Here is a 14,582-nt window from a genome sequence, read left to right as displayed (position 1 = left end):
ATCCTGCTTTAAGAGTGGTAACCGGTTATCCCCAGCAAGGCTTCGCACTTTCGACCTTGTAGACGGACCGATAGATGGACTTGATTGGGTCGGTGCCGCGCGATGAGCCTTTGACCCTCAAGCCGGAGAGGTTCAAAGCGCCTCTACTAGGCCGCACCATACCGATGGGCGACTGTCCGAGTTGTTCGTTTTCGCTCTAACGAATTGTCACAAAATCTCTGCATGAGAGGGTCGTAGTTCAGCCCAAAACGGGGGTAAATGGCAAGCAATGAGGCTAAATTTAACGGCGCGCAGATCCGCACAAGTGATTGATAAGACTAAAATATGAGCGATTTCAATAAGTTCAGATTTTCCGTGGCGCCCATGATGGATTGGACCGACCGGCATTGCCGCGTCTTCCATCGTCTGATGACGCGCCGCGGGCGGCTGTACACGGAGATGCTGACGACAGGCGCCATCCTTCATGGCGACCGGCGGCGGCTGCTCGCGTTCGACACCAGCGAGCATCCCGTGGCACTTCAGCTCGGCGGCTCCGACCCGCGCGACCTCGCAGCCTCAGCCAGGATCGGCGAGGATTTCGGCTACGACGAGATCAACCTCAATTGCGGCTGTCCGTCAGATCGGGTGAAGGAGGGCCGTTTCGGCGCCTGCCTGATGGCGGAGCCCGAACTGGTTGCGGCTTGCGTCGCCGGCATGAAGCAGGCTGTCGCCATTCCCGTCACCGTCAAATGCCGGATCGGCATCGACGACCAGGACCCGGAGGCCGCACTCGATACGCTCGCGCGTGCGGTGGTCGCCGCGGGCGCTGATGCGCTGATCGTCCATGCCCGCAAGGCCTGGCTCAACGGTCTGTCGCCGAAGGAAAACCGCGATATCCCGCCGCTCGATTACGACAGAGTCTATCGGCTCAAGGCCGCGCTGCCGGATGTGCCGGTCATCATCAACGGCGGTATCGGCAGCCTTGAAGAGGCGAAGCAGCACCTCGCGCATGTCGATGGCGTCATGCTGGGGCGTGCCGCCTATCAGGAGCCGTGGCGATTGCTTGACGTCGATGCCGAACTGTTCGGCGAGGTGGCCCCGTTTGCCTCGATGAAGGATGTGTTCGAAGCCATGTTGCCTTACGTCGAACGCGAGCTCAGCCGCGGCACGCGGCTGCATTCGATCACACGGCATTTCGTCGGCGCGTTCCACGGTGTGCCCGGTGCCCGGGCATTCCGCCGTCATCTCGCCGAGCACGGGGTCAAGGCGGGGGCCGGAGCCCAGGTGCTGCGCGAAGCGATCGCATTGGTCAGCGAGCGCGCCTCGTGGTCCGATTCTAACATTCGCATCCCATCTCAGTGGCCAGCTTTGCGAATGTTAGAATCAAAGGACCACGAGCAAATATTGGTTTCCAGTGGAGTTTAGGATTGACATTCGCTTTCGCGATTTGCGGTGAAATAGAAAGCGAATGTCAAATCCACTCCACTGGCAGCGGTCGCAGCCTCAAATCAGGGATAGCCGCGCAACATCAGGCTGTCGGCGCGCACTTCCCAGCTTTCGAGCCGGTCCAGAAAACTCATTCCGAGCAGATTGGTCTTCATCTGCCCGTGCGGCACCACCAGTGCCGGCACCGAGCGTTCGACGAGCTTGCCGATGGCAAGCCGGTCGAGCGTCAGCCGCGCCGCCCTGGTATGGCCGCCCGCGGTCTCGACATCGACGTCGTATTCAAGCAGTTCGAGCGGCAGTCCGATTGCCTTGGCCGTCTCATAGGTCAGCACGACCGACGTTGCGCCGGTATCGATCACCATCGGCGCGTTGACGCCGTTGATCCTGGCCTGCAGCGCGAACTCGCCGCCTTGTCCGCGCGAGATTTGCACGGCGCGTGCAGATTTTCCGCGCGGTCGCAGCAGGTCCGAGACGGTGCTGGAGACCGTGCTCTTGGCGCGCGCGATCTGCACGGGATCGCCATAGGCGACAACGGCTCCCGCCGTCGCCAGCAATACGATCATGATGAGCAGGATACGGCTCACAGCGCACCTCGATGGCTTAGCCGTTGTTCGAACGATGGCGTGGTTCGATCCGCTGCAAGCCCGCCTGCGCCATTCGCCCCGGCAATTCCGCCATCACCGTCAGCCGTTCCGCATTGTCCATGCGATGCCAGCGTGCGATCTCGGCGAGCGTGCGCCCGCATCCGAAGCAGAGGTTGGTTCTGGGGTCCATCATGCAGACTGCGATACACGGCGTTTCTATGCTCATCTTCTTATAGTGAAGCCAATTCGGTTATTTGCCTATCCCGACAAGCCGGTTCCGGCGCTCAGGATCGGTTTGTGGCGGCTGGCCGCGCTGGTCTCGGGCATCTTGGTGTTGGTGGGCTCCGGCTGCAGGGGCGGTGCGTCCTCCGACATCGGCCCGAGCGCGGACATCACCCGCTCCGGCGGGAATGTGACGATGACTTCGGTGCCGATGCGAAGTTTCGACTTCAGCGTGAACGTGCCGCCATGCATGTCGATCAGGCTCTTGGCGATCGGCAGGCCGAGCCCCGCGCCCTGTTCGGCCGACTTGATGGAGTTGGAGCCCTGGCCGAACGAGGCCAGCACGATCGGGATTTCGTCCTCGGCGATGCCGGAGCCGGTGTCCTTGACGCTGAGATACTGGCCGCCGGAGGCGGTCCAGCCGACCTTCAGCCAGATCTCGCCGCCTTGCGGGGTGAACTTGATCGCGTTCGAGAGCAGGTTGAGCACGATCTGGCGCACCGCGCGTTCATCGCCCCAGATCCGCGGCATGCCCTGCTCGAAAACGCCGTGAATGGTGATGCCACGGTTGCTGGCGCGCAGCTTGAGCAAATGATGGCAGTCTTCAACGACGTGAACCAGCGACACGGCCTCTTCGTTGAGCTCGTAGCGGCCGGCCTCGATCCGCGACAGGTCGAGAATTTCATTGATAAGGTTGAGCAGGTGAACGCCGGAATTGTGAATGTCGGCGGAATATTCCCGGTACACCGGAACGGTGTGCGCCCCGAAGATCTCGCTCTTCATGACTTCGGAAAAACCGAGGATCGCATTCAAGGGCGTACGCAGCTCGTGGCTCATTTGGGCGAGGAAGCGCGATTTGGCGACGTTGGCGGCTTCAGCGCGGTGCCTTGCCTCGTCTGAAATCGCCTTGGCCTGCTCGAGTTCGGCGATCAGCGCGTCCTTTTCGGCGCGCGCTTCCAGCGTGGCCAGCGTGGCCGAGTGCAGGCGGTGCGCCAGCAGCGCGAAGTAGCCTTCGGCGGCGAGCGCGAGCAGTGCCAGCACATAGTTGTCGAAGGTGCCGCTGAGCGCGAAATTGACCGCAATCGCCGCCGTGACCGGCGCGGTCGCGGCAAGCGCGGCGATCGGCAGGCTCGCGGCCAGCATGCTCGACACCGCCACGATCACCAGCATCAGGAACATGATGAGCGTATTGGAGACGATATCGAAGCCGTAGGGATGGATCAGCAGCGCGGTCCAGCCGAGGCCGTACAGGAGATCCAGGACGATGAAGCGCGTTCGCCACTTGCGGGTCGCGGCCGGGGAGGGTTGAGCGGCAATGAACAAGCTGCAGCTGCGGACGATGGCGGTGTGAATGCAGAGCAGGCCGCAGGTCCACGCCGCGACCGACACCGGCGGCATCCAGAATCCGAACAATAGTCCGGTCGTCACGATCAGCAGCATGACGACATAGGAAGCCGACAGGCGGGTCTGCGCATACTGACGCAGCAGTTCGCTGTCGAAGGCCGGGCGGGTTCCGCTTGACGATGTTAACCGGTCGCGCGCCTCGCGCACCCGCTGCGCCGAGGCGCGCCGGCTGGCGACGGGCGCCGTGCCGGGCGTTTCAGCCGGAAGCTGTACAACCTCTGGCTTTTCAGCGGAATTACTCATCAGACAACACAAATCCTGCCCGCCATGCCCGGCGTCGCGGGCAGGCTTTTGCATGGTCTATCTGTTGCGCTAAATCATTAAGAGGTACCTTAAAAGGCTAAAAATTCTCGTTAACCGGAGGTTAAGCGGAGGCGTCCTGAGAGTGCGGGCGACGCCGCGGATGCTGCAGGCGCACTGCGCAAAGGCCGGCCTGCGGGTGGCAGGATCGCGCGTTTTGGCGGAATATTGGTTCGGCGGCGGGGTCGCTTCTCATTGGGGCTATTGGCTTACAGGAGAGGTGCATGGCGAAACTCGCATTGCGGTTCTGGATACTCTCGATGTTGACGACATCGCTGCTGGTCATTCCCGCGGTCGGCCACGTCGAGGCGGCGACGAGCAAACACACCAAGAAGAAGGTGAGGGTGGTGCACCAGCGGGCCAAGGCTGCCGATCCATATGCCAGCCCATTTTCCAGCAACAGGTACGACGATGATTTTGATCGGAAAAATGCCGGCGGCGGGGGCGGCTATTGAACCTCGCCGCTCGCTGCGTGGATCTCGCGCCGGCCTCTCGTCGTGGTGTCCGAAATCCGGGCGTGGGGATCTGAATGGCTGTATTGACCGGTCCGACGCCGCCGAGCGGTTGCGCTTGCGGCGCCGGTCGGGTTTTTCGGACAACTCGCTGATCGCTGCGGACGCGATGCCTGGGCCTGGCGGCGCTGGTGCGATCTGGTCGTTGCCATAAGCAAGCGTTCGGCCGCGAAGCGGTGGACGGGTCAGCTTGTGGCGGCGAACTTTTGAGTGCCGGTCGATTTCGCCGCCTATGGTTCGTGAACTTTGGAATCCTCTAGGTCTTCTCCAGGAGGCCGAGTTTTCCTGCCACCCATTTCGTCGTCGGAGCCTGGATCAGGATTGTCATCAATATCGCGATGAAAGTGACCGCCGCGATCATTTGGGCTCCGGGCGCCTTCATGCCGACCAGCAGGCCTGCGAGCGCGGCAGGAATGACGCCGGTCTCGCGGGTCCACGACATGAATAGCATCTCGTTGAGGCTCCATTTCGCGCGGCGATCCGGCGCTGCGCAAACGAAAACCGTCAGCGGTCGCGCGATCAGCATGAAGATGGTCACGACCGCGATGCCGCCCCACAAGTGCTGCCCCATGATCGCGAAATTGACCTGGGAGCCCAACAGGATGAAAATGACCAGGCGCATGATGAAAGCGGTGGTCGCGACGTACTCGTCAAGCTTCTGCGCTTCCCCGGCCTGCATCTGAAAGCCGAACAGGTCCTTGTTGCCAAGCATGATACCGAACACGAAGACTGCCATGAAGCCGCTTGCTTGCAGGCCGTCCGCGGCAAAGTAGGCGCCGATCACTGCGACCAAGGTCACCACCGGGCCATATTCCGCGAGAAAGGCCCATCTCTCGTGGGCGATCAGCACCGCGGCGAGATAACCGAGTAGACAGCCGGCCACGATGCCGACGATCGACTGCTTGAGCAGTTCGAGCAGCGAGGAGGTCAGCGAAAACTCGCCTGTCCCCATCGCAATTGCCAAAACGCCAAAAGTGACGATCGCGCCCATGGCGTCGTTGAAGGCGGACTCGCTCATCACGGTTTGTGCGACCCGGTCGCGGATCTTGACCTGCCGAAAAATCGGCACCAAGGTCGCCGGATCAGTCGAGGCGAGGGTCGCGCCGAGCAACAGCGCCACGATAAGCGGGCTACCCAGCACCAAATAAGCGGCAATTCCAGTTACGGCCGCGGTGATGACGACGCCGATCGTGGCGATCACGACGATCGTGATCCAGACCTGCTTCAAGATCTCAAGACGCAGGGATGCGCCGCCATCAAACAGAATGTAGCTGGCGCCGAACAAAAGAACGATCTGGTTCAAAGCCGAATCCGCTTCGATATTGACCAGTCCGAGCGCGTCCGGTCCGACGCTCATGCCGACGATAAGAAACAACGCGACATCAGGGATCTTGATCTTCTGCGCCAGAAATCCGGCGAGGGTACCGATGGTCAGGATGAGTCCGAATTGAAGCAGGGTCTGCTTGGCAATCTCAATCGAACTCACCCTTGTCCTCCAAAGAAGCTGGTGGGAGCACCGAGGTCATCTCCCTCGCCTTCATCAAGACCTGGCGGCAATCCAGCCGCCTGCCGGCGACGGCACCCCTCGGGTCAGCGCTCCAATCGCGCCAGCAGGCTCGACGTATCCCAGCGCTTGCCGCCCATCTTCTCGACTTCCGAGTAGAACTGATCGACCAGCGCGGTGACCGGCAGATGCGCGCCATTGCGGCGGGCTTCGGCGATGCAGATCGAGAGGTCCTTGCGCATCCATTCCACCGCAAACCCGAAATCGTATTTGTTGTCGTTCATGGTCTTGTAGCGGTTCTCCATCTGCCAGGACTGCGCCGCGCCCTTGGAGATGGTCTCGATCACGGACGCAACGTCCAGGCCCGACTTCTTCGCAAAATGGATGCCTTCCGAAAGGCCCTGCACCAGGCCCGCGATGCAGATCTGGTTGACCATCTTGGTGAGCTGGCCGGCACCTGCCGGGCCGAGCCGTTTGCACATGCGGGCATAGGCGGCGATGATCGGCTCGGCTCCGGCATAGGCGTCCTCGGCGCCGCCGCACATCACGGTGAGCACGCCGTTTTCCGCACCGGCCTGTCCGCCCGATACCGGCGCGTCGACGAACTTGAAGCCGGCTTTGGTGGCGGCGGCATCGAGCTCGCGGGCGACTTCCGCGGACGCCGTGGTGTGGTCGACAAAGGTAGCGCCCTTTTTCATGCCGGCAAACGCGCCCTCGGCGCCGATCGTGACCGCGCGCAGGTCGTTGTCGTTGCCGACGCAGCACATCACGAAATCCTGGCCCTCGGCCGCCGCCTTCGGCGTGGCTGCGGTCTTGCCCTTGAATTTCTCGGCCCATTGTTTGGCCTTGGCCGGCGTGCGGTTGTACACCGTCACTTCGTGGCCGCCCTTGGCGACCAGATGTCCAGCCATGGGGTAGCCCATGACGCCGAGACCGAGAAAAGCGACTTTAGCCATTTGTGCAATCCTGGGTTCTGCCGGCGCATCGGTGGCCGGGCATGATCTGGAGGAGGACGGTAAACCGCTCGAAAAGCAGGCCCTACCGCAAGCCCGCGACCTGAGAGCGTGGCCGTGAGGACCGCGGCAACGGCTCCCTTTGGCGGGCGGCCGTGGTTTTATGCTAGCATGCTTGAATAGTCGAGTTTCAAAACAAAAAGGGAGAGAGATCCTATGTCCATGAGCGTGGGCGTGCTTGACCATTTCAATATCCGGACCCGCAAGCTCGCCGAAACCGTGCGGTTCTACGAGGACGTCCTTGGCCTCGAAAAGGGCGATCGGCCGAATTTCGCCTTTCCCGGCGCCTGGATGTACAGCGAGGGCAAGGCGGTGGTGCACCTGGTCGATATTTCGCCGACGGCGGAAGCCCAGAAGCCCGATTCCGGCGTGGTTCATCACGTCGCCTTCGTGAGCCGCGGTTTTGACGCCATGAAGGCCCGCCTCCAGTCCAAGAAGATGCCGTTCGATGCACGGCAGGTTCCCGGCGGCGACCTCTGGCAGATCTTCGTCAACGACCCAAATGGGGTGATGATCGAGCTGAATTATGAGGCCGCCAAGGAGCAGGGCGCTGCGCCCTCGATGCGGGCGGACGATCCCGGCCGGAGCTAGCTTTTAGCGCTGGAACGCTCTAACGGGGTGTCCGTGATGACAGGAGATGCCCCGTGGCCGTGACACAGCAACAAGTCCAGGAAGCCCTTGCCAAGGTCGCAACGCCGCGCGGCGTGGCGCTGTCCAATGCCGGGGTGCTGTCGGCGATTTCGGCCACCGACGGCAAGGTGTTCTTCTCGATCAATGTCGAGGCGAGCGAAGCCCGCGCCTGGGAAAGCGTGCGGGCCGCGGCTGAGGCCGCGGTGCGCGCCATTCCCGGCGTCGAGGTCGCGATGGTCGCGCTGACGGCGGAACGGAAAGCCGGCGCGGCAGCCCCGGCACCGCAGCCGCATCGCCACGCCCATGGCGTGCAGAATGTCGCAAGCCATCGCCCGCCACCAAGCGGGGCCTCACCCATGGCGCGACAGGCTGAAATTCCCGGCGTTGCGGCGATCATCGCGGTCGCTTCGGGCAAAGGCGGGGTCGGCAAATCGACCACCGCGCTCAACCTGGCGCTGGGCCTGCGCGATCTTGGCCTGCGCGTCGGCCTGCTTGACGCCGATATCTATGGTCCGTCGGTGCCGCGTCTGACCGGCCTTCGCGACAAGCCGCAGCTCAACGACGAGCGCAAGATGATCCCGTTGCAGCGCTTCGGCCTTTCGATCATGTCGATCGGCTTTCTGGTGGAGGAAGAGACCGCCATGATCTGGCGCGGCCCGATGGTGATGTCGGCGGTGACCCAGATGCTGCGCGACGTCGCCTGGGGCACGCTCGACGTCCTCGTCGTCGACATGCCGCCCGGCACCGGCGATGCGCAGCTGACGCTGGCGCAGACGGTACCGCTGAAGGGCGCGATCATCATTTCGACGCCGCAGGATTTGTCCCTGATCGATGCGCGGCGGGGACTTGCCATGTTCAAGAAGGTCAACGTGCCGGTGCTCGGCATCATCGAGAACATGAGCTACTTCCAGTGCCCGCATTGCGGCACCAAGTCGGACATCTTCGGCCATGGCGGCGCGCGCCACGAGGCCGAGCGTCTGGCCGTGCCGTTTCTCGGCGAAATTCCACTGCACATGGCGATCCGCACCACGTCCGACAGCGGCAATCCGGTGGTCGAGAGCGAGCCAAACGGGCCGCATGCCGAGATCTACCGCGCCATCGCCGCCAAGGTGCGCGATGGCCTTCAGAAGGCGACCGTCGCGGCCTGATGGTTTCGACATATCAGACTTTGGTTTAATCAGTGCATTGATGTGATGTAGTTTTGGCGAGACCGGCTTCCGTGTTAAGCCGGGTCCAGAGCCGGACCAAGAGCTCCGTTCAATTTCGGGAAATGTCGATCCAAGGAGATGTCTTAAGATGAAGCGTCGTGATTTTTTGAAGGTTTCGGTAGCGGGAGCTGCGGCGACCGCTGTGGCTGCGCCGGCGATTGCGCAGTCCTCGCCCGAAATCAAATGGCGGATGACTTCGAGCTTCCCGAAATCGCTCGACACGATCTACGGCGGTTCGGCGGAGTTCGCCAAATACGTCGCCGAAATGACCGATAACAAGTTTCAGATCCAGGTGTTTGCTGCCGGCGAAATCATTCCCGGTCTGCAGGCGCTCGACGCGACCTCGAACGGCACTGTCGAGATGTGTCATACCGTCTCCTATTACTACGTCGGCAAGGACCCGACCTTTGCGATTTACGCTTCGGTGCCGTTCGGCCTCAATGCGCGCATGCAGAACTCGTGGTGGTATCAGGGCGGCGGTGAGGCGCTCGGCAACGAGTTCTTCAAGAAGTTTGGCGTGATCGCCTTTCCGTGCGGCAACACCGGCACGCAGATGGGCGGCTGGTTCCGAAAGGAGATCAAGACGGTTGCCGATCTCTCCGGTTTGAAATTCCGCATCGGCGGCATCGCCGGGCAGGTGCTGCAGAAGGTCGGCGTGGTGCCGCAGCAACTGGCTGGCGGCGATATTTATCCGGCGCTGGAAAAAGGCACCATCGACGGCGCCGAATGGGTCGGGCCGTACGACGACGAGAAGCTCGGCTTCCAGAAGGTTGCGAAGTACTACTACTATCCCGGCTTCTGGGAAGGCGGGCCCACCGTGCATGCGTTCTGCAATCTCGAAAAGTGGAATTCGCTGCCCAAGAACTATCAGGCGATCCTCACCAACGCGGCCGCCAATGCCAATAGCTGGATGGCCGCGCGTTACGACATGCAGAACCCGGCGGCGCTCAAGCGTCTGGTTGCCGGCGGCACGCAGCTTCGGCCCTTCACCAACGAAGTGCTCGAAGCATGCCTGAAGGCGACCAACGAATTGTGGGCCGAAATCTCCGCCAAGAATGCCGACTTCAAGAAGTCGATCGACGCGATGCAGGCCTATCGCTCCGACGAATATCTTTGGTGGCAGGTGGCGGAATACACCTTCGACAGCTTCATGATCCGCTCGCGCACCCGCGGCTAATCGTCACTTAAAGCTGATTTTGAAGCCCGGCGTCGTCAGGCGCCGGGCTTTTTGCATTGCGAGATGTCAGTTCGGCGTGGAAATCCGAAAACGGATGTTCCATGCTCGGCGCATTAAGGCCTCGCAACGAAGGCTGACACGACACAGATCATCAAAACGGGAAGGGAATTCTATGAAGCGTCGCGACTTTATCAAGGTCACCGGAATAGGCGTGGCTGGAGCGGCAAGCATCGCGGCTCCGGCGATTGCGCAAGGCATGCCCGAGATCAAATGGCGGATGCCGACCAGCTGGCCCAAATCGCTCGATACGCTGCATGGCGGTGCCGAGATGATGGCCAAGATGGTGGGCGAGGCCACCGACAACAAATTTCAGATCCAGATGTTTGCCGCCGGCGAAATCGTGCCGGGGCTTCAGGTGCTCGACGCCGTGCAGAATGGCACGGTCGAGATCGGCCACACCGCCTCGTACTACTATTTCGGCAAGGACCCTACCTTCACTTTCGGCTCGTCGGTGCCATTCGGGCCGAACATGCGGATCAACCAGGCCTGGTACACCCATGGCGGAGGCAAGGAACTCCTGAACGAGTTCTACAAGAAGTACAACGTCACGTCGCTACTTGCCGGCAATACCGGCTGCCAGATGGGCGGCTGGTTCCGCAAGGAGGTCAAGACCGTCGACGATCTGAAGGGCATGAAATTCCGCATTGGCGGTTTTGCCGGTCGGGTCATGCAAAAACTCGGCTCGGTACCGCAACAACTTGCCGGCGGCGACATCTATCCCGCGCTGGAAAAAGGCACCATCGATGCTGCCGAATGGGTCGGGCCCTATGACGACGAGAAGCTCGGCTTCTACAAGGTCGCGCCTCATTACTATTATCCGGGCTGGTGGGAGGGCGGACCGATGCTGCTCGCCTTCGTCAATCTCGATAAATGGAATGCGCTGCCGAAATATTATCAGAGCGTTCTCGAACTGGCCGGCCATTACGCCAACAACTGGATGATGGCGAAATACGACCAGGCCAATCCACCGGCGCTGCGCAGGTTGCTGGCCGGAGGCGCCAAGCTGCACGCGTTTTCGCCGGAGATCATGGAAGCTTCTTTCAAGGCGGCGAAGGAATTGCACAGCGAGGTCGCAGCCGGCAACCCGGATTTCAAGAAGGCTTATGAATCCCTTACGGCGTTTTCGAACACCGGCTATTCCTGGTTCCAGGTTGCCGAAGTCGGTTACGACTTCTTCATGGCGCGCCACGCGCAAAGCTGATCCAGGCCAGTCGTAGCAAGGCCCCAGTCCCGGAAAGCGCAAGCTTTCCGGGATCTTTGTTGTTCGCGTACAGCTGGAAACCGGTCTCACATCGATCACATCGCGCCGGACGAATGGCGCTTACGTCGGAGGTAATGGACCACAACCGGCCACGAATTTAGCTTTCACGGCTGGAAGGAGGCTTACCGTCTTCTTCCATCAGTATTGGCCCCGCGTTTCCCATGAGGAGCATGCGATGGATAGACGGGATGTTCTGAAGGGAACGGCGTTGACTGCGCTCGGCATCGGATTGTCGTTCGTGCCAAGGGCAGCGGCGGCCATCGAACGGACCAGTGGAAGGAAAAACCATATGAACGTCAATCAAGTGATCGTGCAGTATCTCGCGGCATGGAGCGAGCCGGACCCAAAGCGGCGCCGCCAGTTGGTGGCTCAAGCCTGGACTGAGGACGGCGCGTATGTCGATCGCGTTCGCGAAGGTCGCGGCCACGACTCCATCGATCAGATGATCGCCAAGGCGCAGGAGCACTTTCCCGGCTACCGGCTCAATCTCGCCAGCGGCATCGAAGCGCATCATGATTGTGTGCGCTTCTCCTGGGTGGCCGGCGGTACCGCGGATGCGCCGCTCTACATCAAAGGCACCGACTTCGCCTTCATTGCGGACGACGGCCGGCTCAAGTCCGTGATCGGTTTCGTCGATGCCGCGCCGGTCCCGGCGACGCAGCAATAAGCCAGGCACTCACGACTAGCGGCACTGAAAAAACCCCGGCGCGTTGACGCCGGGGTTTGGATTCGGATTCATCGAACCAAGGATCGCTATTGCTTCGGCGGGCCGAAATCGAGCGGTGGAAGATCGATCTGCGGGACTTCGATCTTGATCGAGTTCGGATCGACGGTCGACAGGCCGCCTTTGTAGTGCATCACCATCGCCGGGAACGCGATCACCAACAGCACCATGATGATCTGGATCACGACGAACGGCACCGCGCCCCAATAGATCTGGCCGGTCGTGACAGGCTCCATCCGCTTGCCGGTTACGCGGTCGGTGTAGGGCTCCTTCGGTGCGACGGAGCGCAGGTAGAACAGCGCGAACCCGAATGGCGGGTGCATGAACGAGGTCTGCATGTTGACGCCGAGGATCACGCCGAACCAGATCAGGTCGATGCCGAGGTGTTCGGCGGCCGGGCCGAGCAGGGGAATGACGATGAAGGCGAGCTCGAAGAAGTCGAGGAAGAAGGCGAGCACGAAGACAAACGCGTTGACGAAAATCAGGAAGCCGATCTGACCGCCGGGCAACGAAGTCAGCAGGTTCTCGACCCAGACGTGACCGTTGACGCCATAGAAGGTGAGCGAGAACACGCGCGCGCCGACCAGGATGAAAACCACGAACGCCGACAGCTTCGCCGTCGATTCCGTGGCCTGCCGGATCAGGTCCCAGTTCAGCCGCCGCTTGATAGCGCCGAGAATGAGTGCGCCCGCCGCGCCCATGGCGCCACCTTCGGTCGGCGTCGCAACGCCGATGAAGATCGTGCCTAGCACCAGAAAGATCAGGAATAGCGGCGGCACCATCACGAAGGTGGTCTGCTGCGCCATCTGGGACAGGAAGCGGAAGCCGGTCAGCTTGTCCAAAATCCAGTTCAGCACGGCTACGAAAAACGCGAACACGATACCGTTGAACATGGATAGCACGACGAAATCGGCGCCGTGCGTGTCGGAATTTCGCATCATGAACCAGCCGAAGACGCAGCTCGCAAGGAAGAGCGCGCCGAGCGAAAGCAGGCCACGGCTGCCATCCTTCTCGCGGAAGCCGATGGCATCCGCCGGAAGTCCGGGAGCGGCCTTCGGGAATATGAGCGTGACGAGGAAGGAGTAGCCGGCGTAAAGCCCGGCGAGCACGAGGCCCGGGATGAAGGCGCCTTCATACATATCGCCGACCGACTTGCCGAGCTGGTCGGCCATCACGATCAGCACCAGCGAGGGCGGAATGATCTGGGCGAGCGTGCCGGACGCTGCGATGATGCCGGCGGCCATGCGCCGGTCATAGCCGTAGCGCAGCATGATCGGTAGCGAGATCAGGCCCATCGAAATCACGGAGGCCGCCACCACGCCGGTGGTCGCCGCGAGCAGTGCGCCGACGAAAACCACCGCGTAGGCAAGTCCGCCGCGGATGGTGCCGAAGAGCTGTCCGATGGTATCGAGCAGGTCCTCGGCCATGCCGGATCGTTCGAGCACGAGCCCCATGAACGTGAAGAAAGGGATTGCAAGCAGCGTGTCGTTGTTCATCACGCCATAGACGCGCTCGGGCAGCGCCTGCAGGAAATCGGGCTGGAATTGTCCAAGTCCGATGCCGACGAGAGCGTAGATAAGTCCCACCGCGCCGAGCGAGAACGCCGCCGGATAACCCAGCAGCAGCACGATCACCAAAGAGGCGAACATGATCGGCGCCATGTTCGAAATAAGAAAAGCGGTCATTTAAAAATCCCCTGCGGCCGGTGCGCGATCAGCGTTTTTCGATCGCTTCGACGAGATGCTCGACCTCGGCCTCGAGCGCATGCACCTGCGCGGCGTGCGGGTCCGGAATCAGACCGCGCATGACGGCAACGCGTTTGATCAGTTCGGAAATGCCCTGAATAAACAGCAGGGCGAAGCCGATCGTTATCAGCGATTTGGCCGGCCATTGCGGCAAGCCGCCCGCATTGCTCGATTGTTCGTTGATCGCGAAGGAGCGCATGAAGAAGGGGGCGCCGGTGATGATCATCACGACGGTGAGCGGCAGCAGGAAGAACGCGTGCCCGATGAGATCGATGACGTCGCGCACCCGCTTCGGCAGCATGTTGTTCACGATGTCGATGCGGATGTGCTCGTTGTCGAGCAGCGTCCATGGCGAACACAGCAGGAAGACGATGCTGAACAGCACCCACTGCAACTCGAGCCAGGCGTTAGATGAGGTATCGAAAAGCTTGCGCACGATCGCGTTGACGGCGGAGACGATCACGGCAACCAGAATCAGCCACGCCAGGCGTTTGCCAACCCCGCGCGTGAACGCATCGATTCTACGGCTCAGGTTCAAGAGCGATTGCAAGGCGGTCCCCCAACTGTGTGTTGCTTCTTCGCCGTCTTGGCCGCGGCCGGCAGCACTGAAACGAACGTCAGCTTCGCCAGGCTAGCGCAGCGGCCTATCCGGCCGAGCGGGCAAAAGAATTGGGCCGCACCATTTCAGCGCGTTTGCGCGCCGTCAATTGGAAAATGGGTAAATTGACGAAAGATCAAGCGGTTGCCGAAGGCGCGGTCGCCTCAACCGCCGGTAACGCTCATGTGGCGGTTAACGCTTGGCCGGTTGTGCCG

General features: G+C 61.5%; 14 protein-coding genes. 7 read left to right on the top strand and 7 right to left on the bottom strand.

Annotated features, from left to right (window positions below):
- The first annotated feature begins 324 nt into the window (after positions 1 to 324).
- Positions 325 to 1,404, top strand: a complete 1,080-nt coding sequence (gene dusA / locus VFL62_RS02935; protein ID WP_325170885.1) for a tRNA dihydrouridine(20/20a) synthase DusA — start codon at positions 325 to 327, stop codon at positions 1,402 to 1,404.
- 83 nt (positions 1,405 to 1,487) lie between these two features.
- Here dusA and VFL62_RS02930 read toward each other — a convergent pair whose 3' ends face one another.
- The 3 genes from VFL62_RS02930 to VFL62_RS02920 are packed head-to-tail and all read right to left on the bottom strand — an operon-like array spanning position 1,488 to position 3,878.
- Positions 1,488 to 2,009, bottom strand: coding sequence for a TIGR02281 family clan AA aspartic protease (locus VFL62_RS02930; protein WP_325170884.1), 522 nt, complete (start codon positions 2,007 to 2,009; stop codon positions 1,488 to 1,490).
- A 16-nt stretch (positions 2,010 to 2,025) separates the two neighbouring features.
- Entirely contained in the window at positions 2,026 to 2,235 is a 210-nt protein-coding gene (locus VFL62_RS02925) for a DUF1289 domain-containing protein (protein ID WP_325170883.1), read from the bottom strand.
- Between the two features lie 32 nt (positions 2,236 to 2,267).
- Positions 2,268 to 3,878 carry a HAMP domain-containing sensor histidine kinase gene (locus VFL62_RS02920; RefSeq protein ID WP_325170882.1) on the bottom strand — a complete coding sequence of 537 codons (1,611 nt, stop codon included), beginning with the start codon at positions 3,876 to 3,878 and terminating at the stop codon, positions 2,268 to 2,270.
- A gap of 281 nt (positions 3,879 to 4,159) precedes the next feature.
- Between VFL62_RS02920 and VFL62_RS02915 the strand changes: the two genes are divergently transcribed.
- Complete coding sequence (locus tag VFL62_RS02915) at positions 4,160 to 4,390, top strand: hypothetical protein (RefSeq protein ID WP_325170881.1); 231 nt, start codon at positions 4,160 to 4,162, stop codon at positions 4,388 to 4,390.
- Between the two features lie 313 nt (positions 4,391 to 4,703).
- Here the strand turns inward: VFL62_RS02915 and VFL62_RS02910 are convergent, their stop codons facing one another.
- Complete coding sequence (locus tag VFL62_RS02910; protein ID WP_325170880.1) at positions 4,704 to 5,933, bottom strand: cation:proton antiporter; 1,230 nt, start codon at positions 5,931 to 5,933, stop codon at positions 4,704 to 4,706.
- A 104-nt stretch (positions 5,934 to 6,037) separates the two neighbouring features.
- Positions 6,038 to 6,907 carry an NAD(P)-dependent oxidoreductase gene (locus VFL62_RS02905; protein WP_325170879.1) on the bottom strand — a complete coding sequence of 290 codons (870 nt, stop codon included), beginning with the start codon at positions 6,905 to 6,907 and terminating at the stop codon, positions 6,038 to 6,040.
- A gap of 213 nt (positions 6,908 to 7,120) precedes the next feature.
- On the opposite strand from VFL62_RS02905, the gene VFL62_RS02900 reads away from it, so the two are divergent.
- The 5 genes from VFL62_RS02900 (at position 7,121) to VFL62_RS02880 (ending at position 11,967) form a co-directional block, all read left to right on the top strand.
- Complete coding sequence (locus tag VFL62_RS02900; RefSeq protein ID WP_325170878.1) at positions 7,121 to 7,555, top strand: VOC family protein; 435 nt, start codon at positions 7,121 to 7,123, stop codon at positions 7,553 to 7,555.
- Between the two features lie 53 nt (positions 7,556 to 7,608).
- On the top strand, positions 7,609 to 8,742 hold the full coding sequence (locus tag VFL62_RS02895; protein WP_325170877.1) for an Mrp/NBP35 family ATP-binding protein: 1,134 nt from the start codon (positions 7,609 to 7,611) through the stop codon (positions 8,740 to 8,742).
- Between the two features lie 148 nt (positions 8,743 to 8,890).
- Positions 8,891 to 9,979, top strand: a complete 1,089-nt coding sequence (locus tag VFL62_RS02890) for a TRAP transporter substrate-binding protein (RefSeq protein WP_325170876.1) — start codon at positions 8,891 to 8,893, stop codon at positions 9,977 to 9,979.
- 172 nt (positions 9,980 to 10,151) lie between these two features.
- Positions 10,152 to 11,240 (top strand): TRAP transporter substrate-binding protein, encoded by a 1,089-nt coding sequence (locus tag VFL62_RS02885; protein WP_325170875.1) that lies wholly within the window; start codon positions 10,152 to 10,154, stop codon positions 11,238 to 11,240.
- A 235-nt stretch (positions 11,241 to 11,475) separates the two neighbouring features.
- Positions 11,476 to 11,967: a twin-arginine translocation signal domain-containing protein gene (locus tag VFL62_RS02880; RefSeq protein ID WP_325170874.1), complete on the top strand. Its 492-nt coding sequence runs from the start codon at positions 11,476 to 11,478 to the stop codon at positions 11,965 to 11,967.
- Positions 11,968 to 12,053: 86 nt separating this feature from the next.
- On the opposite strand, the gene VFL62_RS02875 is transcribed toward VFL62_RS02880, so the two are convergent.
- Positions 12,054 to 13,709, bottom strand: coding sequence for a TRAP transporter large permease subunit (locus VFL62_RS02875; RefSeq protein ID WP_325170873.1), 1,656 nt, complete (start codon positions 13,707 to 13,709; stop codon positions 12,054 to 12,056).
- 28 nt (positions 13,710 to 13,737) lie between these two features.
- Positions 13,738 to 14,319 carry a TRAP transporter small permease subunit gene (locus VFL62_RS02870; protein ID WP_325170872.1) on the bottom strand — a complete coding sequence of 194 codons (582 nt, stop codon included), beginning with the start codon at positions 14,317 to 14,319 and terminating at the stop codon, positions 13,738 to 13,740.
- Between the last annotated feature and the right edge of the window lie 263 nt (positions 14,320 to 14,582).

The sequence above is a fragment of the Bradyrhizobium sp. genome (assembly GCF_035701725.1).
Taxonomy (GTDB): Bacteria; Pseudomonadota; Alphaproteobacteria; order Rhizobiales; family Xanthobacteraceae; genus Bradyrhizobium.
This window is presented reverse-complemented; position numbering and strand designations above follow the sequence as displayed.